This window comes from Rhizobium sp. 01L419 (assembly GCF_056400025.1).
The window spans coordinates 18,859-39,731 of sequence record NZ_JBFTSM010000015.1; the positions used below are offsets into that span (position 1 = coordinate 18,859).

Annotated in this window: 28 protein-coding genes; 12 read left to right on the forward strand and 16 right to left on the reverse strand. The window is 59.3% G+C overall.

What is annotated here, in order from left to right:
• Positions 1–2 precede the first annotated feature (2 nt).
• The gene (locus AC1DUP_RS25785) at positions 3–1,160 is read right to left on the reverse strand and encodes a pyridoxal phosphate-dependent aminotransferase (protein WP_477835435.1); all 1,158 of its coding nucleotides are present in this window, start codon (positions 1,158–1,160) and stop codon (positions 3–5) included.
• A 206-nt stretch (positions 1,161–1,366) separates the two neighbouring features.
• Here AC1DUP_RS25785 and AC1DUP_RS25790 point away from each other — a divergent pair, with 206 nt between their 5' ends.
• The 6 genes from AC1DUP_RS25790 to AC1DUP_RS25815 all read left to right on the forward strand — a co-directional run bounded on the left by AC1DUP_RS25790 (position 1,367) and on the right by AC1DUP_RS25815 (position 6,288).
• A complete protein-coding gene (locus tag AC1DUP_RS25790) occupies positions 1,367–2,125 on the forward strand; it encodes a DsbA family protein (protein ID WP_113295674.1) in 759 nt (252 codons plus the stop codon).
• 244 nt (positions 2,126–2,369) lie between these two features.
• The gene (aroQ, locus tag AC1DUP_RS25795; RefSeq protein WP_007825196.1) at positions 2,370–2,807 is read left to right on the forward strand and encodes a type II 3-dehydroquinate dehydratase; all 438 of its coding nucleotides are present in this window, start codon (positions 2,370–2,372) and stop codon (positions 2,805–2,807) included.
• Between the two features lie 21 nt (positions 2,808–2,828).
• Positions 2,829–3,296, forward strand: a complete 468-nt coding sequence (accB, locus tag AC1DUP_RS25800; protein ID WP_113295675.1) for an acetyl-CoA carboxylase biotin carboxyl carrier protein — start codon at positions 2,829–2,831, stop codon at positions 3,294–3,296.
• A gap of 10 nt (positions 3,297–3,306) precedes the next feature.
• Positions 3,307–4,659: an acetyl-CoA carboxylase biotin carboxylase subunit gene (accC, locus tag AC1DUP_RS25805; protein ID WP_113311620.1), complete on the forward strand. Its 1,353-nt coding sequence runs from the start codon at positions 3,307–3,309 to the stop codon at positions 4,657–4,659.
• Positions 4,660–4,666: 7 nt separating this feature from the next.
• Positions 4,667–5,284 (forward strand): leucyl/phenylalanyl-tRNA--protein transferase, encoded by a 618-nt coding sequence (aat, locus tag AC1DUP_RS25810; protein WP_113311619.1) that lies wholly within the window; start codon positions 4,667–4,669, stop codon positions 5,282–5,284.
• A gap of 74 nt (positions 5,285–5,358) precedes the next feature.
• The gene (locus tag AC1DUP_RS25815) at positions 5,359–6,288 is read left to right on the forward strand and encodes a DUF2167 domain-containing protein (protein ID WP_477835438.1); all 930 of its coding nucleotides are present in this window, start codon (positions 5,359–5,361) and stop codon (positions 6,286–6,288) included.
• 117 nt (positions 6,289–6,405) lie between these two features.
• Here AC1DUP_RS25815 and AC1DUP_RS25820 read toward each other — a convergent pair whose 3' ends face one another.
• The 6 genes from AC1DUP_RS25820 to AC1DUP_RS25845 all read right to left on the reverse strand — a co-directional run bounded on the left by AC1DUP_RS25820 (position 6,406) and on the right by AC1DUP_RS25845 (position 10,599).
• Positions 6,406–6,843, reverse strand: coding sequence for a DUF2155 domain-containing protein (locus tag AC1DUP_RS25820; RefSeq protein ID WP_477835440.1), 438 nt, complete (start codon positions 6,841–6,843; stop codon positions 6,406–6,408).
• 117 nt (positions 6,844–6,960) lie between these two features.
• Positions 6,961–7,356 carry an NADH:ubiquinone oxidoreductase subunit NDUFA12 gene (locus AC1DUP_RS25825; protein ID WP_113295680.1) on the reverse strand — a complete coding sequence of 132 codons (396 nt, stop codon included), beginning with the start codon at positions 7,354–7,356 and terminating at the stop codon, positions 6,961–6,963.
• A gap of 101 nt (positions 7,357–7,457) precedes the next feature.
• A complete protein-coding gene (locus tag AC1DUP_RS25830; protein ID WP_477835442.1) occupies positions 7,458–7,925 on the reverse strand; it encodes an N-acetyltransferase family protein in 468 nt (155 codons plus the stop codon).
• Positions 7,926–8,432, reverse strand: coding sequence for an N-acetyltransferase family protein (locus AC1DUP_RS25835; protein ID WP_477835444.1), 507 nt, complete (start codon positions 8,430–8,432; stop codon positions 7,926–7,928).
• Positions 8,433–8,497: 65 nt separating this feature from the next.
• The gene (gatB, locus tag AC1DUP_RS25840; RefSeq protein ID WP_477835446.1) at positions 8,498–10,000 is read right to left on the reverse strand and encodes an Asp-tRNA(Asn)/Glu-tRNA(Gln) amidotransferase subunit GatB; all 1,503 of its coding nucleotides are present in this window, start codon (positions 9,998–10,000) and stop codon (positions 8,498–8,500) included.
• Between the two features lie 89 nt (positions 10,001–10,089).
• Positions 10,090–10,599, reverse strand: coding sequence for a GNAT family N-acetyltransferase (locus AC1DUP_RS25845; RefSeq protein ID WP_115035150.1), 510 nt, complete (start codon positions 10,597–10,599; stop codon positions 10,090–10,092).
• Between the two features lie 419 nt (positions 10,600–11,018).
• Here AC1DUP_RS25845 and AC1DUP_RS25850 point away from each other — a divergent pair, with 419 nt between their 5' ends.
• The gene (locus AC1DUP_RS25850) at positions 11,019–11,273 is read left to right on the forward strand and encodes a YjhX family toxin (RefSeq protein ID WP_113295685.1); all 255 of its coding nucleotides are present in this window, start codon (positions 11,019–11,021) and stop codon (positions 11,271–11,273) included.
• A gap of 52 nt (positions 11,274–11,325) precedes the next feature.
• Here the strand turns inward: AC1DUP_RS25850 and AC1DUP_RS25855 are convergent, their stop codons facing one another.
• The 6 genes from AC1DUP_RS25855 to AC1DUP_RS25880 all read right to left on the reverse strand — a co-directional run bounded on the left by AC1DUP_RS25855 (position 11,326) and on the right by AC1DUP_RS25880 (position 14,839).
• Positions 11,326–11,601: a hypothetical protein gene (locus AC1DUP_RS25855; RefSeq protein ID WP_477835449.1), complete on the reverse strand. Its 276-nt coding sequence runs from the start codon at positions 11,599–11,601 to the stop codon at positions 11,326–11,328.
• Positions 11,602–11,674: 73 nt separating this feature from the next.
• Positions 11,675–11,809, reverse strand: a complete 135-nt coding sequence (locus tag AC1DUP_RS25860) for a hypothetical protein (protein ID WP_477835451.1) — start codon at positions 11,807–11,809, stop codon at positions 11,675–11,677.
• Positions 11,779–12,027 (reverse strand): hypothetical protein, encoded by a 249-nt coding sequence (locus AC1DUP_RS25865; protein WP_477835453.1) that lies wholly within the window; start codon positions 12,025–12,027, stop codon positions 11,779–11,781. Before AC1DUP_RS25865 ends, AC1DUP_RS25860 begins: the two co-directional genes overlap by 31 nt.
• Before the next feature lie 154 nt (positions 12,028–12,181).
• Positions 12,182–13,663 carry an Asp-tRNA(Asn)/Glu-tRNA(Gln) amidotransferase subunit GatA gene (gene gatA / locus AC1DUP_RS25870; RefSeq protein ID WP_113295687.1) on the reverse strand — a complete coding sequence of 494 codons (1,482 nt, stop codon included), beginning with the start codon at positions 13,661–13,663 and terminating at the stop codon, positions 12,182–12,184.
• A gap of 58 nt (positions 13,664–13,721) precedes the next feature.
• Positions 13,722–14,009 (reverse strand): Asp-tRNA(Asn)/Glu-tRNA(Gln) amidotransferase subunit GatC, encoded by a 288-nt coding sequence (gene gatC, locus AC1DUP_RS25875; RefSeq protein WP_113295688.1) that lies wholly within the window; start codon positions 14,007–14,009, stop codon positions 13,722–13,724.
• 125 nt (positions 14,010–14,134) lie between these two features.
• Positions 14,135–14,839, reverse strand: a complete 705-nt coding sequence (locus AC1DUP_RS25880) for a metal-dependent hydrolase (protein ID WP_113295689.1) — start codon at positions 14,837–14,839, stop codon at positions 14,135–14,137.
• A gap of 177 nt (positions 14,840–15,016) precedes the next feature.
• Between AC1DUP_RS25880 and ruvX the strand changes: the two genes are divergently transcribed.
• Positions 15,017–15,508 (forward strand): Holliday junction resolvase RuvX, encoded by a 492-nt coding sequence (gene ruvX, locus AC1DUP_RS25885; protein ID WP_113507932.1) that lies wholly within the window; start codon positions 15,017–15,019, stop codon positions 15,506–15,508.
• On the opposite strand, the gene AC1DUP_RS25890 is transcribed toward ruvX, so the two are convergent.
• The 3 genes from AC1DUP_RS25890 to AC1DUP_RS25900 all read right to left on the reverse strand — a co-directional run bounded on the left by AC1DUP_RS25890 (position 15,448) and on the right by AC1DUP_RS25900 (position 16,727).
• Positions 15,448–15,777, reverse strand: coding sequence for a DUF6105 family protein (locus AC1DUP_RS25890; RefSeq protein ID WP_113507931.1), 330 nt, complete (start codon positions 15,775–15,777; stop codon positions 15,448–15,450). The genes ruvX and AC1DUP_RS25890 overlap by 61 nt on opposite strands.
• Positions 15,774–15,947 (reverse strand): hypothetical protein, encoded by a 174-nt coding sequence (locus AC1DUP_RS25895; protein WP_477835457.1) that lies wholly within the window; start codon positions 15,945–15,947, stop codon positions 15,774–15,776. The genes AC1DUP_RS25890 and AC1DUP_RS25895 overlap by 4 nt, the downstream gene beginning before the upstream one ends.
• 120 nt (positions 15,948–16,067) lie before the next feature.
• On the reverse strand, positions 16,068–16,727 hold the full coding sequence (locus tag AC1DUP_RS25900; protein ID WP_477835459.1) for a TetR/AcrR family transcriptional regulator: 660 nt from the start codon (positions 16,725–16,727) through the stop codon (positions 16,068–16,070).
• 246 nt (positions 16,728–16,973) lie between these two features.
• On the opposite strand from AC1DUP_RS25900, the gene map reads away from it, so the two are divergent.
• From map to sthA, 4 genes are all read left to right on the forward strand, one after another.
• Positions 16,974–17,810 (forward strand): type I methionyl aminopeptidase, encoded by an 837-nt coding sequence (gene map / locus AC1DUP_RS25905; RefSeq protein ID WP_113295693.1) that lies wholly within the window; start codon positions 16,974–16,976, stop codon positions 17,808–17,810.
• 8 nt (positions 17,811–17,818) lie between these two features.
• Complete coding sequence (gene radC / locus AC1DUP_RS25910; protein ID WP_477835461.1) at positions 17,819–18,634, forward strand: RadC family protein; 816 nt, start codon at positions 17,819–17,821, stop codon at positions 18,632–18,634.
• A gap of 72 nt (positions 18,635–18,706) precedes the next feature.
• Positions 18,707–19,297, forward strand: coding sequence for a dual specificity protein phosphatase family protein (locus AC1DUP_RS25915; protein WP_115035157.1), 591 nt, complete (start codon positions 18,707–18,709; stop codon positions 19,295–19,297).
• Between the two features lie 98 nt (positions 19,298–19,395).
• Positions 19,396–20,802, forward strand: coding sequence for a Si-specific NAD(P)(+) transhydrogenase (gene sthA / locus AC1DUP_RS25920; protein WP_477835463.1), 1,407 nt, complete (start codon positions 19,396–19,398; stop codon positions 20,800–20,802).
• Positions 20,803–20,873: the final 71 nt, after the last annotated feature.

Sequence of the window (20,873 nt, forward strand, 5' to 3'; positions counted from 1 at the left end):
GCCTATTTCAGCCATGCGCCGATGCGCTCTACCGCTTCGGCGATCTCGGCCTCGGAACCGGCATAGGAGATGCGCAGGGTGCGTGGTCCTTCCACCGGATCGAAATCGAGGCCGGGCGTCGCTGCGACATTGATTTCCGCCAGCATGCGCCGCGCGAAATCCATGCTGTCATTGGTGAAGCGCGATACGTCCACATAGGCGTAAAAGGCGCCATCCATGGGCGAAGCCGGCGCAAGGCCGATCTTCGGCAGACGGTCGAGCAGCAGTTCACGGTTGGCGGCATAACTTGCCTTGACGCGATCGAGCTCCTCACTTGCGCCGAGCGCTGCGGTGGCAGCGATCTGCGAAAGCTCCGGCGGCGAGATATAGAGGCTCTGGGCGACGCACTCGATGGGGCGCACCAGCCGCTCGGGCAGCACCATCCAGCCGATGCGCCAGCCTGTCATGCAATAATATTTCGAGAAGGAATTGATGACGATCGCTTCGTCGGTCAACTCCAGCGCGCTCGCCTCCTCGCCGGCAAATGTCAGGCCGTGATAGATCTCGTCGGAGATGAAGGCGATGTCATTGACGTCACAATAGGCGGCCAGCGCCTTCAGGCCTTCACGGCCGGTGACGGTGCCGGTCGGGTTTGCGGGGCTTGCAAGCAGCACGCCCTTCAGCTTCACGCCCTTCTCTGATTGGATCGCTTCGAGGCTCTCCGGCGTCAGCGTGAAATGCGTTTCCGATGTGACAGGCACTTCGACCACATCAAGGCCAAGAGCACCGAGGATGTTGCGATAGGCGGGATAGCCCGGCCGGGCGATTGCGACTGCATCGCCGGCATCGAAGAGCGTCAGGAAGGCGAGATTGAAGGCGGCCGAAGAACCGGTCGTGATCGCGATGCGCGAGGGATCGATCTCAAGGCCGTGGCGGTTGCGATAGTGCCAGGCGAGCGCATGTTTCAGCCGCGCGGTGCCGAGCGCATCCGTATAACCGATGCGCCCTTCTGCGAGCGCCGCACGAGCGGCTTCAAGCGCTGCCTGGGGTGCGGGATGCGAGGGCTGGCCGACGGCCATGGAAATGACGGGGTGACCGCCTGCCCGCCGCTTCGTCGCTTCGGCCAGAACATCCATAGCGTGGAACGGTTCGACTTCGCTGCGTTTCGATATGGAAAACACGATCACTTCCTGCCTGGCTTCAGATGACGGCCAGACAATTGCCGCAATAATCGGCTCATCACAATCCCGAGAGGGCTTGGATCGGAGGAAAATTCCTGTTTGATGGCGGCCCGACGCGCCGTAATTTGGTGCGGACGCATCCAAGCCCATTAACCCGGCGATGGTACTTTTCGTTTGAAAACCCATCCGTCGACGACGAGGATACCATGGCCTTCTTCTCCAAAACGCTCACCGCGCTGGCGCTTGCAGCCTCCATCGCCCTTCCGGCTCAGGCATTTGCATTCGACGACCAGCAGAAGAAGGAACTGGGTGAATTCATCAAGCAGTACCTCATCGAAAATCCGGAAATCATGCTTGATGTGCAGGATGCGCTACAGAAGAAGCAGCAGATGGCCCAGCAGGTGAAGGCCACGATGGCGATCGAGAACAACACCGACGGCATCTTCGATTCCAAAAATGACGTGACGCTCGGCAACCCCACGGGCGATGTCACCGTCGTCGAATTCTTCGATTACAATTGCACCTACTGCCGCCATGCCCTGCCCGACATGCAGGCGCTCCTGAAGAAGGATAAAAACGTCCGCTTCGTACTAAAGGAATTCCCGATCCTCGGACCGGATTCGGTCGCGGCACATCGCGTTGCTGATGCCTTCCGCCGACTCGCGCCGGAAAAGTACAGCGATTTCCACGTGGCTCTGCTCGGTAGCGATGGCCGCGCCTCGGAGGACACCGCGATCCAGGTTGCCTCTTCTCTTGGCGTCAGCGAAGACAAGATCCGCGCGGAGATGAAAAAGAACCCGAACGATGACATCATGCAGGCGACCTACCAGCTCGCCGCCAATCTCGGTATCAGCGGTACACCATCCTATGTGATCGGCAACGAAATGGTGCCCGGCGCCGTCGGCATCGACGATCTCGAAGCCAAGGTGAAGAACATGCGGGCCTGCGGCAAGACGAGCTGCTGAACCCGCGCCCATCAAATCGCCTAAATCGAAGCGCTTCAGCCATGTGGACAAACATGGCGCGGCGTCCCCTGCCGATTCTGTAAGGGCTTTCAATAAGCCCGCGTGGAGTCTATAGGTGGCGCTCGCGCATTCCCGTGCCTTTGCCGCCGAGAGGCTGCCACAGGACGCGATGAATACAGTGAACCGCGTAACGGTCGTCTGATCCGGAGAGGATCAACAGCCGGTGCGCCAAACGGAACATTCGATGACGCAAACGATTTTTGTCCTGAACGGGCCCAACCTCAATATGCTGGGCAAGCGAGAACCTGGCATCTACGGCGGCAAGACGCTCAAGGACATAGAGGCGGACTGCAAGGCTGCAGGCCGCGAACTCGGTTTCGACATCGATTTCCGGCAGAGCAACCACGAAGGCACGCTGGTGGACTGGTTCCACGAAGCGGATGAAAAGGCCGTCGGGGTTGCCATCAATGCAGGCGCGTATACGCATACGTCGGTCGCGCTGCATGATGCGATCCGCGCTATTTCCATTCCCGTCATCGAACTCCACATATCCAACGTGCATGCACGGGAAGAATTCCGCCACAAGTCGATGATCGCGCCGGCATGCAAGGGCGTGATCTGCGGCTTCGGGCCTCACAGCTACATCCTGGCGCTCCACGCGCTGAAGAACATCACAGCATAAGAAGAAGACAGGGCAACACTCATGGCTGAAAAGAAATCCGCTATCGATCAGGCACTGATCCGCGATCTCGCCAACATCCTCAAGGATACGGATCTGACGGAGATCGAGGTCGAGCAGGAGGATCTGCGTATCCGCGTTTCGCGCGCAGGCACGCCCCAGTATATCCAGGCACCGATCGCAGGCCCTGCCTATGCAGCGCCGGTTGCGGCAGCCCCGGTGGCTGCTGCAGTAGCAGCTCCGGCTGGCCGTAACCCGGCCAACACCGTCAACGCGCCGATGGTCGGCACGGTCTACATGGCTCCCGCACCGGGCGCGCGCGCGTTCATCGAAGTCGGCGCCACCGTCAAGGAAGGCCAGACGCTCCTCATCATCGAAGCGATGAAGACGATGAACCAGATCCCCTCGCCCAAGTCCGGCAAGGTCACGGAAATCCTCGTCGAAGACGGCTCGCCCGTCGAATACGGCCAGCTGCTCGTCGTCGTCGAATAAGGCTTTGCCAATGATTTCGAAGATCCTCATAGCCAATCGTGGCGAGATCGCCCTTCGCGTGCTGCGCGCCTGCAAGGAGCTCGGCATCGCAAGTGTGGCCGTGCATTCGACGGCTGATGCCGACGCCATGCATGTGCGCCTTGCCGACGAAAGCGTCTGCATCGGCCCTCCGCCGTCGCGCGAAAGCTACCTCAACATCCACCAGATCGTCGCAGCCTGCGAAATCACCGGCGCCGACGCCGTGCATCCGGGTTACGGCTTCCTGTCAGAAAATGCCAAGTTCGCCGATATCCTCGAAGCGCACGGCATCACCTTCATCGGCCCGACGGCGGAGCATATCCGTCTCATGGGCGACAAGATCACCGCCAAGACGACGGCCCAGGAGCTCGGCATCCCTGTCGTTCCCGGCTCCGATGGCGAAGTGAAGACGGAAGAGGATGCACTGAAAACGGCGGCCGAAATCGGCTATCCTGTGCTGATCAAGGCAACGGCCGGCGGCGGCGGACGCGGCATGAAGGTCGCCAAAACCGAAGCCGATCTGATCGAGGCCTGGTCGACGGCCCGCACCGAAGCGGCCGCTGCCTTCGGCAACGACGCCGTCTATATGGAAAAATATCTCGAAAAGCCGCGCCACATCGAAATCCAGGTGTTCGGCGACGGCGAAGGCAATGCGGTCCATCTCGGCGAACGCGACTGCTCGCTGCAGCGCCGCCACCAGAAGGTCTGGGAAGAAGCCAATTCTCCCGCCCTCAATGTCGAGCAGCGCATGAAGATCGGCCAGACCTGCGCCGACGCCATGAAGAAGCTGAAATATCGCGGCGCCGGCACGATCGAGTTCCTCTACGAAAACGGCGAGTTCTATTTCATCGAAATGAACACCCGCCTGCAGGTGGAACATCCGGTCACGGAAGCCATCACCGGCATCGACCTCGTGCATGAGCAGATCCGTGTCGCCTCGGGCGGCGGTCTCTCCGTCACGCAGGACGAAGTGCACTTCCAGGGCCATGCCATCGAATGCCGCATCAATGCCGAGGACGCGCGCACCTTCGTGCCCTCGCCCGGTACGATCACGCATTTCCACGCACCTGGCGGTCTTGGTGTTCGCATCGATTCCGGCGCCTATCAGGGCTACAAGATCCCGCCTTACTACGACAGCCTCATCGGCAAGCTGATTGTCCACGGCCGCACGCGTGTCGAATGCATGATGCGTCTGCGCCGCGCCCTCGATGAATTTGTCGTTGACGGAATCAAGACGACGCTGCCACTGTTCCAGGATCTCGTTTCCAACCAGGATATCGCCAACGGCGACTATGATATTCACTGGCTGGAAAAGTATCTCGCCAACAGCAAGCCGGCAGCATAGGACAGGAATGGCAGGAGCGCGCAGGAAATCACCAGGTATTACCCCGGAAATCCTCCTGCGCGCCTATTCGATCGGCCTCTTTCCCATGGCCGAATCCGCCGACGATCCGGAAATCTTCTGGGTCGAACCGGATGTCCGCGGCGTGCTGCCGCTCGACGATCACTTCCATATTTCCAAGAGTCTTCGAAAGACGATCCGGCAGAAGCCCTTCGACATCCGCTTCAACGGTGACTTCGATGCTGTCATTACCGCCTGCGCGAGCGAGACATCCGATCGCCCGAGCACCTGGATCAACGAGACCATCAGGACGCTCTATTCCGCCCTGCACCGCATGGGTCACGCCCATTCCGTCGAAGCCTGGGACGGCAATGAACTCATCGGCGGACTCTACGGCGTCTCGCTCGGCTCTGCCTTCTTCGGGGAAAGCATGTTTTCGCGGCGGACCGACGCTTCGAAGATCTGTCTCGTGCATCTGGTGGAACGTTTGAAGCAGAAGCACTTTACTCTGCTCGATACGCAATTCACGACGGAGCATCTGAAGACATTCGGGGCGATCGACGTACCGAAGGCGGACTATGCACTGCTGCTTGCCGCGGCGATGGAGTCACCACACCTTAAGTTTTAAGGTTGAAATCCTCATCCTAGCGTTGATTTTCCAGCCACTGCAATTAAGGTTGGAATGCAATGGAGGGTAGAATTTTGAAGCGATATTTTGCGGTTGCGATCCTTTTTATCCTGGCTGCCGGAACGGCCGATGCCCGCCCCTACCAGGAGATGTTTCCAAACAGAACGGACTTTTCCGATCAAGAAAAGCCATTGCTGGAAAAGCTCGACTTCCAGCAAGGGGCGATCAAGCTGCCTGACGCGAAGGCGACTTTGAACGTGCCGGCCGGTTTTTATTATCTCAACCCTGCCGATACGAAGACGGTGCTTGTCGATATCTGGGGAAACCCTGCTACAGCAGCCGAGGGGACGCTCGGAATGATATTCCCGGCCAAATATGCGCCGACGGATGTCGGATCCTGGGGTTCGATCGTCGAGTACAAGGCGGATGGATATGTCTCGGATGCGGACGCGGCAACGACCGACTTTGACGAACTGCTGCAGAACATCAAGGATTCCATCAGCGAGAACAATGCCGAGCGCCAGAAGCAGGGCTTTCCGAGGATCACGCTGATCGGCTGGGCTTCCGCGCCGCACTATGACAAGTCTGCACATGCGCTGCACTGGGCGCGCGATCTGCTGTTCGGCGATGACATGAAGGCGGACCACACCCTGAACTATTCCGTGCGCGTGCTCGGGCGTGAAGGTGTTCTGGAGTTCGATTTCATCGCCGGCCTTGCAGAGCTGAAAGAAATCGAGACCGCCATCCCGACCGTCACCAACCTCGTGCAGTTCGACGAGGGGATGACCTACGGCGATTATGTGGATGGCGACAAGATCGCTGCCTACGGCATGGCGGGGATGATCGCTGCCGGTGCCGGCGCCAAGGTGGCCGCGAAGGTCGGCTTGCTGGCCATGGCCGCCGTTTTTCTCAAGAAGGCCTGGATCCTGGTATTTGTGGTGTTTGGCGGGGCGCTGAGCTTTGTGAAGAGGCTCTTCACCGGCAAGAAAACGCCCAACGCATAGTACCGTCTGCGGGCGTGTCGCATCGAACGGGTTTTGTGCGACACGCACCTGCGCGGCGGTTATCTTGTTGCCATGGTCGATTTTCGGCTGAAAGACCTGCCGATAAGGCGGCCGCTTTTACTTCGCGCCGGCGCTATCCGGTGCCGGAACATCCGAGTTCTGCTTGCAGTCCTTCAGCCAGACGTCATAGATCGGATGCTCAACGGCGTTGAGGCCGGGGCTGTCGGCAAACATCCAGCCGGTGAAGATGCGGCGGATCTTGCGGTCCAGCGTGATCTCATCGACTTCGACGAAACCGTCGATCTTCTGGGCTTCCGACTGGTCGCGCGAATAACAAGCCTTCGGCGTGACCTGCAGGGCGCCGAACTGGACTGTCTCGTTGACATAGACATCGAAAGTGGTGATGCGGCCGGTGATCTTGTCGAGGCCGGAGAAGACGGCGACCGGATTGTCGATGCGGGCAGCCTGTACTGGAGTGGAAAGAAGCCCGGCGGAAATCGCCAGCGATACAGCTCCCGCAGCCGGCAGGACCGTGTTTCGCAGGGAAAGCTTCATATCTACCCGTCTCCAGCACATATCAGGTTCATGGCCGCAGCGATTGCGGCCAACCTGCGGGTAAAGGTCAATTGTGGCCAAAGCGCGGGTCAGAACCCGCTATCGGATGCCCGATGCTCAGTTGCCCGGCGTCCAGGCGTCATAGTCGCCGGTTACGCGCGGACGTTCGCCGGCAACCGAGAGCGAGCCCGGCGGGCGGTAGGCCTGGGGCGAGCCGGTCGGGTTGGCGCGGTGCGGTTTCTGCCATTCCTTGGCAACGTAATTTTCCTGCGACGGCGCAACATTGGTGCGGTGATGCATCCAGCCATGCCAGCCCGGAGGAATGGCGGAAGCTTCGGCGTAACCCTTGTAGATCACCCAGCGCTTCGGCAGGCCATAAGAGGATAGACCGCCTTCATAATAGACATTGCCCAACTCATCTTCACCAACGCGCTTGAAGCCACGAAGGGCGAACAGCGTGCCGAAGGTGTAGTTGTTCCACCAAGTGAAGGTGTGCAGCAGGAACTTGATCATGTCTTTTCCTCGTGGCCGCAGGACGCGGACGAAAGCAGATAGGCTTTTCGCTTATGCCGCCGCCAAGCCGAATTGTCCAGTGATTCCCACCGAAACTGCGGTCATTTCAGGGCCATCTTGAAACCGAGATGCGACGGCTTGAAGCCCAGCCTTTCATAGAAGCGGTGGGCATCCTTGCGCGCCGCATTCGATGTCAACTGCACGAGCCGGACGCCGCGACTTTTCGCCTCGGCAACGGCAAATTCGATCATTCGCGCGCCGATGCCCTGCCCGCGCAGATCAGCCCGCGTCTGCACCGCCTCGATGATCATGGCGGATGCGCCGCGTCCGTTCAGCGATGTGGTGATCATCGTCTGGAAGGTGCCGACGACGTCGCCTGCCAGTTCGGCGACATAAAGCGTTTGATTGGAAGACGCCGCGATCGTCGCGAAGGCGCCGGCATAATCCGGATAGGCCTCAACATCGGTCGTGTCGCCATGGCCGCCCAGCGGATCGGCAGCGAACATGGCGATCAATGCCGGCAGATCGGCCTCACGCGCCTCGCGGATGATAATGTCGCCCGATGCCATTCAATGCGGCTCGAGCGCCTTTTCGAAGACCAGTGTCGGAATGCCGGACTGGCCGGCACCACTGTTCTCCTTGCGGCCCGACTCGACGAAACCGAGCCGCGTGTAGAAATGAATGGCTTCGTGGTTTTGCACCTCGACTTCCAGCCGCATGATCTCCGCATCCGGAAAGCAGGTTTCCAGTTCGGCGAAGATATCGCGCCCGATGCCCTGTCGCTGCTGATCCGGCCGGATATAGAGGAGGTGCAGCATGACCGTCTTCGTCATCTCGTCCGACATTGCCGCATAGCCCATGCCACCGATATCGCGGCCGTCATCGGCAACGAGGAATTCGGCGTTCTTCTTCGTGAGCCGCGCCTTCAGCGCAGTCGGCGAAAAGAGATTGGCGATCAGTTCGTTGACCTTCGCAATGCCGTGGCCGGCATCATAGGCAGCATGAAAGCTCTCGACCAGGAGGGCGCGAACCTTGTCGAGATCGCGCTCGCTGGCTGTTCGGACGAAATAAACCAAGACTTTCTCCCGGCGGCATCGGCCTTCCGAAAACCGCTTCACACCATTCGGCTGATGCCGTTGGCTTATTCCTCGATGCCGAGCTTGGCCTTGACGAGCGCTTGCACGGCCTGCGGGTTGGCCTTGCCACCCGTCGCCTTCATCACCTGACCGACGAACCAGCCGGCAAGCGTCGGCTTGGCCTGAACCTTGGCAACCTGGTCCGGATTGGCAGCGATGATCTCATCGACGGCCTTTTCGATCGCGCCGGTATCCGTCACCTGCTTCAGGCCGCGCGTCTCGACGATTTCGGCCGGGTTGCCGCCTTCGTTGAGCACGATCTCGAAAACATCCTTGGCGATCTTGCCGGAGATGGTCTCAGCCTTGATGAGGTCGATGATGGCACCGAGCTGGGCCGGAGAAACCGGCGTTTCCTCGATATCCTTGCCGGTGCGGTTCAGTGCGCCGAGCAGATCGTTGATAACCCAGTTGGCAGCCGCCTTGCCGTCGCGGCCTTCCGCAACGGCTTCGAAGTAATCGGCAATCGCCTTTTCCGAGACGAGCACGGAGGCGTCGTAGATCGAGAGGCCGAGCTCGCGGACGAAGCGCTCCTTCTTGTCGTCGGGCAGTTCCGGCAGATGCTGTGCGAGATCGCTGACGAAGGCGTCGTCGAATTCTAGCGGCAGCAGGTCCGGATCGGGGAAGTAGCGATAGTCATGCGCATCTTCCTTGGTGCGCATGGACCGCGTCTCGCCCTTGTTCGCGTCGAACAAGCGGGTTTCCTGATCGATCGTGCCGCCATCCTCGATAATGCCAATTTGCCGGCGAGCTTCGAATTCGATTGCCTGGCCGATGAAGCGGATGGAGTTGACGTTCTTGATTTCGCAGCGCGTGCCGAAGGGCTCGCCCGGACGGCGCACGGAGACGTTGACGTCGGCGCGCATTGAGCCTTCATCCATGTTGCCGTCGCAGGTGCCGAGGTAGCGCACGATCGAGCGCAGCTTCGTCATGTAGGCCTTGGCCTCATCCGAGGTGCGCATATCCGGCTTGGAGACGATTTCCATCAGCGCTACGCCGGAGCGGTTCAGATCCACATAGGACATGGTCGGATGCTGGTCGTGCATCGACTTGCCGGCATCCTGCTCCAGGTGCAGGCGCTCGATGCCGATTTCGATATCCTCGAACTGGCCCTGACGATCCGGGCCGAGGGAGATGACGATCTTGCCTTCGCCGACGATCGGATCCTTGTACTGCGAGATCTGATAGCCCTGCGGCAGGTCCGGATAGAAATAATTCTTGCGGTCGAAGACCGAACGCTTGTTGATCTGCGCCTTCAGGCCGAGGCCGGTGCGCACAGCCTGCTTGACGCATTCCTCGTTGATGACGGGCAACATGCCGGGCATGGCCGCATCGACGAGTGAGACGTTCGAATTTTGCGGCTTGCCGAACTCCGTCGAAGCGCCGGAGAAAAGCTTGGAATTGGAGAGCACCTGGGCATGGACTTCCAGGCCGATGATGACTTCCCAATCACCGGTGGCGCCGGGGATATAACGTTTCGGATCAGGCGTGCGAACGTCGACAATGGTCATGAGATGCTCTTCGAAGGCTGTTCTTTTCAACTGGTGAGGTAAAGGAAATGGCTTACAGGTGCAAGGCTTTCAGTGCCCCGGGAAGAGGTCTAGAAACCGGGACCGTAACCTTCCGGCTCCTCCGGACCGAGATGCTTGCTGAGACCGACCGATGGCACATCGCGGTCAAGCTTCGGATTATAGGCTACCGACAGCCAGCGGATCGCGTAGCCATGCTTCTGGAAGAAAGCGATCGCCTCGGAATTTCCCGAATGGGTCTGCATTGCCGCCTCCTCGAAGCCCCGCTCGAAAATATCGGCCTCAATATGCTCCAGCAGCGCAGTGCCGAGCCCCCGGCGATTGAAGGTCGGGGCGATCCAGAAGTCGGAAATCGTCTCGTCCAGCCCCTCGCGCGCCGCCCAACCGGCAACCTGTCCGTTCTGCTCGACGACCGTGATGGTCAGCCAGTTATTATCTACAAAAGTCCTGAAAGCAGTGCGGGCTCCATCCGTCATGGCGTCCGATTCGCCGATCAATGCCATCGCTCTCTGCCAGGCTCGCAAGCCAATCTCGCTCAAGAGCTCCGTTTCGCCTTCGCGGGCATTGCGAATGTGGATCAATGGCACCTCCGCTCTACAACAGGGAGTAGACCATTGAGTCGGGCAATTTTCCAGTCCCTACAATGAGATGAAGAAGCGAAAGCAATGTTATCGGCAGCTTTTGTTCCGCTGCGCCTGCTTGACCGGATTGTGGTTACTGATAAAACGCCCGATAGAGTATTTCCGTTTTTCTGCGAAATACGAAAACACTCTATCTCTTTGTTTCACGCAATTCCGGACGCAAAACCGCTGAACACTTTTGCTGGAATTGCCTAGAGGTGTTTATGTCTAACCTGTCTGAGACCCGGTAAAGGCCCCTGCCCGCAAGCACAGCCTCGCGCGCATGGGCCCGAAAAACGAAGCCGCGGCGTATCGGATAATTCCGAACGCCAGATCGTTTTCGTGCGCCTTCATGAAGGCGCGTTTCCGGATCAACAGCAATGGACATCTCACGCGCAGAACAGCGCATCCTGCACCTTATGGCCCAGGGCGGCCGTATCGAAATTACCCGCGACAACAGAAAAATCGAGATTGTGAGCTGCTTCACCCGCGACGGCTGGGTCTATCCCGGCTTCGGTCTGGAGCTTTTCCGCAAGCTGAAACGGCTGAAGGCGATCAAGTCTTCCGCCGGCCAGCCATATCGGATTACCGAGAGAGGGCTGAAGCTCGTCAGAGCGCAACTCGATAACAAATAGGTATGACAAGAGCCTGGCCGCGCGGCGATGTTGCCGTGCGGCCAGGAGAGTTTCACAGCTTCTCGGAAAGCTCGCTACGCATTGCCGTCCACTCCTCGGCGATCGTGCCTGTGCCGACCGTCTTGCCGGCACGTCGATACCAATAGCCGGCGTTCCAGTCATCGCCTTCGACGTGGTGGCAAAGGGCATGGCCCCAATCGAAGGGCTGCTCGCCTTCATGGTTCTGGCAGATTTCGTGAACCACCTCCCACTCCGCGCCCATTTTAAAGCCGCTGGCAGAGAGGCGATCAAATGCCTCGATCAACCGCGCAAGATCCTGTTTCGGCATGAGACCCTCTCCCGCAAAGTTCTCCCTCTATAACAGGCGCCGGCTCGAAATCCGAGACGGCGCCTGCCTTTCTTCAATCGCGCAGATTGATGATGTCGTTCATCAACCCGCCCGTACCGTTGTGGATGGTCAGGTGACCAACCTTGCCGGCGATGGTTTCAAGAGCCTCCAGCTCCTTCAGACGCAGCATGACCGGATTTTCGGCCATGACCTTTGCCGTGTTGAGGAGCGAACGCGTGGCATTCGTTTCCTCACGGCGGCGAATGACGTTCGCTTCGGCCTGCTTCTCAGCCGCAACGACCTAGTTGAGGATCTCGCGCATTTCGCCCGGCAGGTCACATCCTTGAGTTCGATACCGGAGACCTCAATACCGATCGTCGCCATGTCCTCGCGGACCTTCTCGGTTGCCTCAGTATTGATCGTCACCTTACGCTCAAGAATCTGATCAAGCGTCAAGGCTGCCAAGCGTGCGGCGGCTGTACTAGCGCTGGGCCAATTGCGTCTACAAACGGACCGGCAGAATCAACGACGCCGACCATTTTGTGGCCGGCGTCTGTAATCTTTTGGATCGGTAAGCCGGTTACCACCACTTGGCCGGCGTGAACTTGCCGGCGGCCTGTTCGATGACATGGGCGGTTTTGAAAAGGGTTTCCTCGTCAAAGGCCTTGCCGATGAGCTGCAGTCCGAGCGGCAGGCCCTTATGGTCCAGACCGGCGGGAACGGCGATGCCCGGCAGGCCGGCCATGTTGACCGTCACCGTGAAGATGTCGTTGAGGTACATCTTTACCGGATCGGCAGCGAGGTTCTCGTCGGCGACACCGAAGGCGGAGGACGGAGTAGCCGGCGTCAGGATGGCATCAACGCCGGCATCGAAGGCGAGTTCGAAATCGCGTTTGATCAGCGTGCGAACCTTCTGGGCGCGCAGGTAATAGGCGTCGTAATAGCCGGCCGAGAGCACATAGGTACCGATCATGATGCGGCGCTTGACTTCCTGGCCGAATCCGGCGGCGCGCGTCTTCTCGTACATCTCAAGGATATCCTTGCCGTCGACGCGCAAGCCGTAGCGCACGCCGTCATAGCGGGCGAGGTTCGAAGAGGCTTCGGCGGGGGCTACGATGTAATAGGCCGGCAGAGCATATTTGGTGTGCGGCAGAGAAATGTTGACGATCTCGGCACCAGCATCCTTCAGCCAGGCAATGCCCTGTTGCCAGATGGCTTCGATCTCGTCGGGCATGCCGTCGACACGGTATTCGTTCGGGATGCCGATCTTCATGCCCTTCAGCGACTGGCCGATGGCGGCTTCGTAATCCGGCACCGGCAGGTCGACCGAGGTCGTGTCCTTGGCATCGACGCTTGCCATCGATTTCAGCAGGATAGCGGCATCGCGAACGTCCCGGGCGATCGGACCGGCCTGATCGAGAGAGGAGGCGAAAGCAACTGTGCCCCAGCGCGAGCAACGACCATAGGTCGGCTTGATACCAACGGTACCGGTAAAGGCGGCCGGCTGGCGGATCGAGCCGCCGGTATCGGTTGCAGTCGCTCCGGCGCAGAGATGGGCGGCAACGGCTGAGGCCGAACCACCGGAAGAACCGCCCGGTACGAGCTGCTGGTTGGAGCCTGCCGCGCGCCAGGGGTTGATGACCGCGCCATAGTGCGAGGTTTCGTTGGAGGAGCCCATCGCGAACTCGTCCATGTTGAGCTTACCGAGCATGACGGCGCCGTCATCCCATAGGTTCTGGGTTACGGTGGATTCATAACGTGGTTCGAAACCATCGAGGATATGGCTGCAGGCCTGGGTGTGCACGCCCACGGTTGCGAAGAGGTCCTTGATACCGAGCGGAATGCCTTCGAGATCGCCCGCCTTTCCGGCGGCGATGCGCTCGTCGGAATTCTTTGCCATGACGCGTGCAAGATCCGGCGTGACCTTGATATAGGCGTTAAGGTGACCATTGGCCGCGTCGATAGCCGAGATATAGGCCTCGGTCAGTTCGGTTGCGGTGATTTCCTTGCCGCGCAGCTTCTGGCGGGCTTCGGCAATGGTCAGGCTGGTGAGTTCGCTCATCGTGTTTTCGCTTCAGATCTGGAAATGGCAACAGGGTCGGAAAGAGGCGGTCAAAACCTTACTCGACGACTTTCGGCACCAGGAAGAAATTGTGGTCGGTTATCGGCGCATTGGCAACGACATCGGCGGCCTTGTTGCCGTCATTGACGACATCGGTGCGCTTCTTCATGTCCATCGGCGTTACCGAGGTCATGGCCTCGACACCCTCGACATCAACTTCGGAAAGCTGCTCGACGAAGCCGAGGATGCCGTTCAACTCACCGACCATGCGATTTGCCTCTTCTTCCGAGACGGCAATACGAGCAAGGCGCGCAACGCGCTTAACGGTGGCGAGATCGACGGACATGGCATTCTCCGGATAGGAATTTTCCTACCGCTATAAAGACCATGTCCGTCCTGTGCAACGGGTTTGCCTTTTCAGCAACGCATAATTCCAGCCCTCAAATCCCTGGGTATTTGAGGGCTTGGGCTTCAGAGCGACAGGCTTTCGCCGGGCTTTGGCGCCTTCACTTGCGTCTTCGAGGCTTCCATGCCGGCAATGAATTTTTCCGGCGTCTGGTCGATGATCGGGAAGGTGCCGTAGTGGCAGGGGATCGCCGTCTTGAAGTTGAAGTAACGCTGGCAAGCGAGAGCTGCCACCGCGCCACCCATGGTGAAGCGGTCGCCGATCGGAACGATGCCGATGTCCGGCTGGTGCAACTCGTTGATCAACGCCATGTCAGAGAAGATATCCGTGTCGCCCATGTGGAAGAGGCTCGGTTCATCCTCGAAATGCAGTACGAGACCGTTCGCGCTGCCGAGCGAATGCGAAACGCCGTCTTCGGTGGTCTGCGCGGAGGAATGCAACGCATTGGTGAAGGTAGCGGTGAAGCTGCCGAGCGGGACCGTGCCGCCGGTATTGCCCATTTCGAGCTTGTCGACGCCCTTGGTCCCGAGCCAGGAAGCAAGGTCGGCATTGGCGAGAACGATGGCGCCGGTATCCTTGGCAATCTGGACGGTATCACCGACATGGTCGCCATGGCCGTGTGTCAGCAGGATATGGGTGATACCGTTGGTCACGTCCTTGATATCCTGGCCGACGAAGGACGAATTATAGGTCAGGAAGGGATCGATCAGGATTTTGGCGGCTTTCGTTTCGATACGGAAAGCAGAATGGCCGAGCCAGGTGATCTTCATGAAAAGTCTCCTTGATTATGTGGTGCGAAAGACGATTTCGGGACCAGAGCAGTGCGACGCCCTTAGCGGCGGAAAACCGTTTCGCACTTTTCCTCGAATTGCTCTAAGGACATAGCCGATATGGCCGCAAAGAAAAGCGGTGGGAACTTCAATTTCTCTTGACGGGATGACAGAGCAATGACGGTGCTGACGATCGAGGAACTGGCCGAAACGATCGGGCCTGGACAGGCAATCGCCGGCCTCGATCTCGGCACCAAGACGATCGGGCTTTCCATGTCCGATCTCGGCCGCCGCTTCGCCACGCCGCGCCCGGTCATCAAGCGCGAGAAATTCACCATCGATGCCGAGACCCTGCTGGCGTTTGCCACGAAAGAAAGGGTCGCAGCCTTCGTCATCGGCCTGCCCATAAACATGGATGGATCGGCAGGGCCGCGCGTGCAGGCGACGCGGGCCTTCGTGCGTAACATGGAGCAGAAAACCGCTCTTCCCTTTGTCTATTGGGACGAGCGGCTGTCGACCGTGGCCGCAGAACGGGCCTTGCTGGAAATGGATGTTTCGCGGGCAAAACGCGCCGAACGGATCGATTCGGCAGCGGCTAGCTTCATCCTTCAGGGAGCGCTCGACAGGCTTTCCTTGCTGGCGAGATCTGCCGACGATCCCGAGACGTGACGCGCCTTCCACCAAGCGGCGATCTGACGGCGCTTGCGGAAGCCCATGATGGCGAAGACGACGAGGCTGTCGACCGCAATCGCGCGGGCGACGAGCGGAGGGATTTCCTGCGGCGGAAGGCCAAGCACCTTGCCGTAGAGCTGGAAAGTCAGGTCATGGACCTGCCGCGTCAGCATGAAGATGCCGAAGTTCAGATCGTAATAGGAAAGCCAGTACCAGCCCGCCAGGAAGACGATCGGACCGGCCCAGAAGATCAGAAACCACTTCATGCGGCTTCTCCTTCGTGCTTGTGAAGGACCGGCATTTCAAAGGAAACGAGCCAGACCGACGATGCCATTATGCAGAGTACGAGCGTGGGCACGGCGATATCCAGCGCCAGCACAGCGAAAAACATCATCGCCGCGAGAAGCAACGCGGTTCTGGCGATTCTGGTTCCCATGACTGAACTCGGGTCCACACTCGTTACATTTCTACTGTAGACCACACTGGCGAGTTAACCGGCGCCAGGCAACGTAAACCAATTGTTAAGGTTAACGGGCGGACTGAGCCTGTGGATTACTCAGCCGTAAACGCCGCGCACCAGCCGCTTCAGCGCTGTTGCCGCCTTCTCCCAGTCCTTGGCGTTCTTCAGCACCAGGCCCGCGCACTGACCGCCCGCGGCAGCAGAAAGCACCAAATGCTGGATCGACGCAAAGATCAGCGCATTGACGGCTGCGGTGTCGATGCCCTTCGGAGGCGCCAGCGAGCCGCGCATGCGATCGAGCCACTGGCCGAGCGCCTTGGAGCGCGCTTCGGAAAGCCGCCTCACCTGCTCGGTATTTTCGGACACTTCCCAGGCGACGATGCGGCGCATCAGCGGATCGTCGCGCAGCGCTTCCAGGAAAAGCAGCGCCAGCCGCTCCATGAGGTCGCCATAAGTCAAGAGGAACATCCCGCCGGTATCTTCGGGGATGCGGTCCTTGACCCAGTTGCCGAGATCGGCGCCGATCGCCTCGACGAGACCATCGAGACCGCCATAATAACGGTAGATAAGTTGCTTGTCGCAGCGGGCGCGGCGGGCGACGGCATTGATGCCGAAATTCTGGAAGCCTTCTTCGGCCAGCAGGTTCTTGGCCGCCTTCAGGATGGCGCGCTCGGTGGCGCTTCTATCGCGGATACGCTTTTCAGGCTCAGCGGCACTCGTCTGTTCGAGCACGGCCACGGCAGTTTCATTCAGCATTCGGTCAACCCCGGTCTGTCACCAATCGGTGAGTAACAGTGGAATTTTCCACCTACAATCCTATCTTATTGAGAAGACTGTGGATATTGATGGTCTTCAGCTCCGCTAACGCTGGCGGGCGGCCCGGCGGCATTTTCCACCCGATGCAACGCCCCGAGAAATCTTGGCCATGCGGTTGATCGCGATGGACGAACCCGGCATAGCTGCATTATGAACAGAGACGACAATTTCTGCTAAGGCCTTGCAATGGTGAATTATATCGAAGCCTCCTCCGCGCCGCCGAAAAATACGGGCGCCATCAGGCTTTATGGCCCTGAAGCATTCGAGGGAATGCGCAACGCGTGCCAGCTGACCGCACGCTGCCTCGATGCGCTTGCCGATATCGTCAAGCCAGGTCTCGCAACCAATGAAATCGATCGCTTCGTTTTCGAATTCGGCATGGATCACGGTGCCTATCCGGCAACGCTGAACTATCGCGGCTATACGAAGTCCACCTGCACCTCGATCAACCATGTGGTCTGTCACGGCATTCCCGACGACAAGCCGCTTCGCGAGGGCGATATCGTCAACATCGACGTGACCTTCGTCGTTGATGGCTGGCATGGGGATTCGAGCCGGATGTATCCGGTCGGCCAGGTCAAGCGCGCTGCCGAACGGCTGCTCGAAGTGACCTATGAGTCGCTGATGCGCGGTATCGCCGCCGTGCATCCCGGCGCCCGCACCGGGGCGATCGGCGAAGCGATCCAGACCTACGCCGAAGCCGAGCGCTGCTCCGTGGTGCGCGATTTCTGCGGCCATGGTGTCGGCCGCCTTTTCCACGATTCGCCGAACATCCTGCATTACGGCCGCGCCAATGAAGGGCCGGAACTGCGCGAAGGCATGATCTTCACCATCGAGCCGATGATCAATCTCGGACGCCCGCACGTGAAGGTACTGGCCGACGGTTGGACCGCCGTGACGCGCGACCGGTCGCTATCAGCACAGTACGAACATACGATCGGCGTGACCGCAAACGGCTGCGAAATCTTCACGCTTTCGCCCGCCGGCCTCGACCGGCCGGGCCTGCCACCGCTCAACGGGTAACATTGTCGATGGCGAAAGGGCCCGTTCCGCAGGCTGGCGATGACGAACTGCCTTTCGACACGGACGACGATCTCGTCGTAGACGAACGGGCGTTTTTCGGACAGCCGTCAAAGGCTGCAGCTCCCGCCAAAAAAACCGCCCTGCCCGTCAAGGAAGAGCATTATCACGGCCATCGCGAGAGGCTGCGTAACCGCTTCCGCGAACATGGCGATACGGCGCTTGCCGATTATGAAATCCTCGAACTCCTGCTTTTTCGGCTGATCCCGCGCCGCGATACGAAGCCGATAGCCAAGGCATTGATCGACCGCTTCGGCTCGCTTGCCGGCGTCTTCGGCGCACCTGCAGCACTGCTGCAGGAGGTCAAAGGCGTCGGAGAGGCAGTGGCGCTCGATCTGAAGCTGATATCCACCATTGGCCATCGCACGCTGAAGAGCGAGCTGAGGGATAAGCAGGTGCTTTCTTCGTGGTCGTCGGTCATCCAGTATTGCCATGCGGCAATGGCGCATGAAACGCGCGAGCAGTTCCGCATTCTGTTCCTCGACAAACGCAATACGCTGATCGCCGACGAGGTGCAGGGGCGCGGAACCGTGGACCACACACCTGTCTATCCGCGTGAGGTGGTGAGGCGGGCGCTCGAGCTTTCGGCAACGGCGCTGATTCTCGTGCACAACCATCCGTCGGGCGACCCCACCCCATCGCGCGCCGATATCGACATGACGAAGATGATCATCGATGCGGCAAAACCGCTCGGTATCGCCATCCACGATCACATCATCATCGGTAAAGACGGACAGGCAAGCCTCAAAGGCCTGCGTTTGATATAAGAACACGGCTAAGGCATGAAAAAGCCATCTTGGCATTCTTCAAGCTGAGTGACTGACAACAGGACGGGAAATATGGGCATTTCTCTTGGTCGCTTGTACGCGCCGCCGAGCCTTCAATCGCTGATAAGGCTGACACTTCTGCTGCTCGTCGTGACCGTTCTCTATCTCGGTTACCTGCAGCTTTCGACCAATGTGCATGCGGTGGTCGATGGCCAGGTCTACCGCTCCGCTCAGCCCTCCCCTGCAAAGCTCGGCGAACTCGTCAAGGAGTATGGCATCAAATCCGTACTGAACCTGCGCGGCGACAGCAGTGGCGAGGCCTGGTATGACAACGAAGTCGCCGCAGCGAAGGGCCTCAATGTCCAGCATATCGATTTCCGCATGTCTGCGACGAAGGAACTCTCCATCGAGGAAGGGCGCCAGTTGATGGCGATCATGGCCGCCGCACCGAAGCCCATGCTCATTCACTGCAAGGCCGGCGCCGACCGTACGGGGCTGGCTTCAGCTATCTACGTGGCCGGCGTTGCCAAGGAAGGCGAGATGGCAGCTGAATCGCAGATCTCGTTGACGTACGGCCATTTGTCGCTTTTCTTCATCGGCGCCTATGCGATGGACCGCACATTCGAGCGCCTTGAGCCGATGTTCGGCTTTTTGAACTCCTAAACTGCGCCGAATTACAAACTGTAACATTGACCGGCTACCGATGAACGCGCGACATTTCGCGTCGCAATATGATTCCAATTCCAGTTCGGGGCTAAATGATGTTCCAGTACGATCTCGTGGTAGTAGGCAGCGGTCCGGCAGGGCGCCGTGGCGCGATCCAGGCTGCAAAACTCGGCAAGAAAGTGCTGGTCATCGAGCAAGGAAAGCGTGTCGGCGGCGTGTCCGTCCATACCGGCACGATCCCTTCGAAGACGCTGCGTGAAACTGCACTCAATCTTTCCGGCTGGCGTGAGCGCGGCTTTTATGGCCGCAGCTACCGCGTCAAGCAGGAAATCAGCGCCGAAGACCTGCGCCGCCGGCTGCTGATCACGCTCGACCACGAAGTGGAAGTGCTGGAACACCAGTTTGCGCGCAACCGCGTGCAGCATATCCGCGGCAAGGCGAGCTTTATCGATTCCACGACATTGCAGGTCATCAAGGACGACGGCGAAACCATGACGGTGACCGGCGCCAGCATTCTGCTCGCCGTCGGCACCAAGCCCTTCCGGCCCGACTACATGCCCTTCGACGGCAAGACCGTGCTCGATAGCGACGAGTTGCTCGATATGAAGGAATTGCCGCGCAGCATGGTCGTCATCGGCGCAGGCGTTATCGGCATCGAATATGCAACGATCTTTTCGGCGCTGGATACGGCCGTAACCGTCATCGATCCGAAATCGACCATGCTCGACTTCATCGACAAGGAAATCGTCGAAGACTTCACCTATCAGTTGCGCGACCGCAACATGAAGTTGCTGCTCGGCACGAAGGCTGAGAAGGTTGAACGAATCGATAGCGGCAAGGTGCAGCTTACGCTCGATAGCGGCCGACATCTCGTGACCGACATGGTGCTTTTTGCCGCCGGGCGTATGGGCGCCACCGATACGCTGAACCTGCACGCAGTTGGTATCGAAGCCGACAGCCGTGGCCGCCTGAAGGTCAATCCCGAGACTTTCCAGACCTCGGTACCGAATATTTATGCCGCCGGCGATGTCGTCGGCTTCCCGAGCCTTGCGTCCACGTCGATGGAGCAGGGCCGCATCGCAGCGCGCGTTGCAATCGGCGCCGTCGCCAAGGAGCCGCAGAAATATTTCCCCTACGGCATTTATGCCGTGCCGGAAATCTCAACATGCGGCCTGACGGAAGAGGAAATGAAGGAGCGCGGCATTCCCTACGAATGCGGCATCGCCCGGTTCCGCGAAACCTCGCGTGGCCACATCATGGGCCTCGAGACCGGCCTCCTGAAGCTGATCTTTTCGCTGAAGACGCGCCGACTGCTCGGTGTACACATCGTCGGCGAAGGTGCCACCGAGCTGGTGCATATCGGCCAGGCCGTGCTGAACCTGAAGGGTACCGTCGAATATTTTGTCGAAAATACCTTCAACTACCCGACGCTTGCCGAGGCCTACAAGATCGCCGGCCTCGACGCTGGGAATCGAATGGGCGACATCAAGTCAGAGCTCTGAGGAAGCGAGGGATTTCCCTCGTCTTTCATGCTGGGACCTGAGAGCTGCTGGTCTGCGGGCTTTGTACCGAC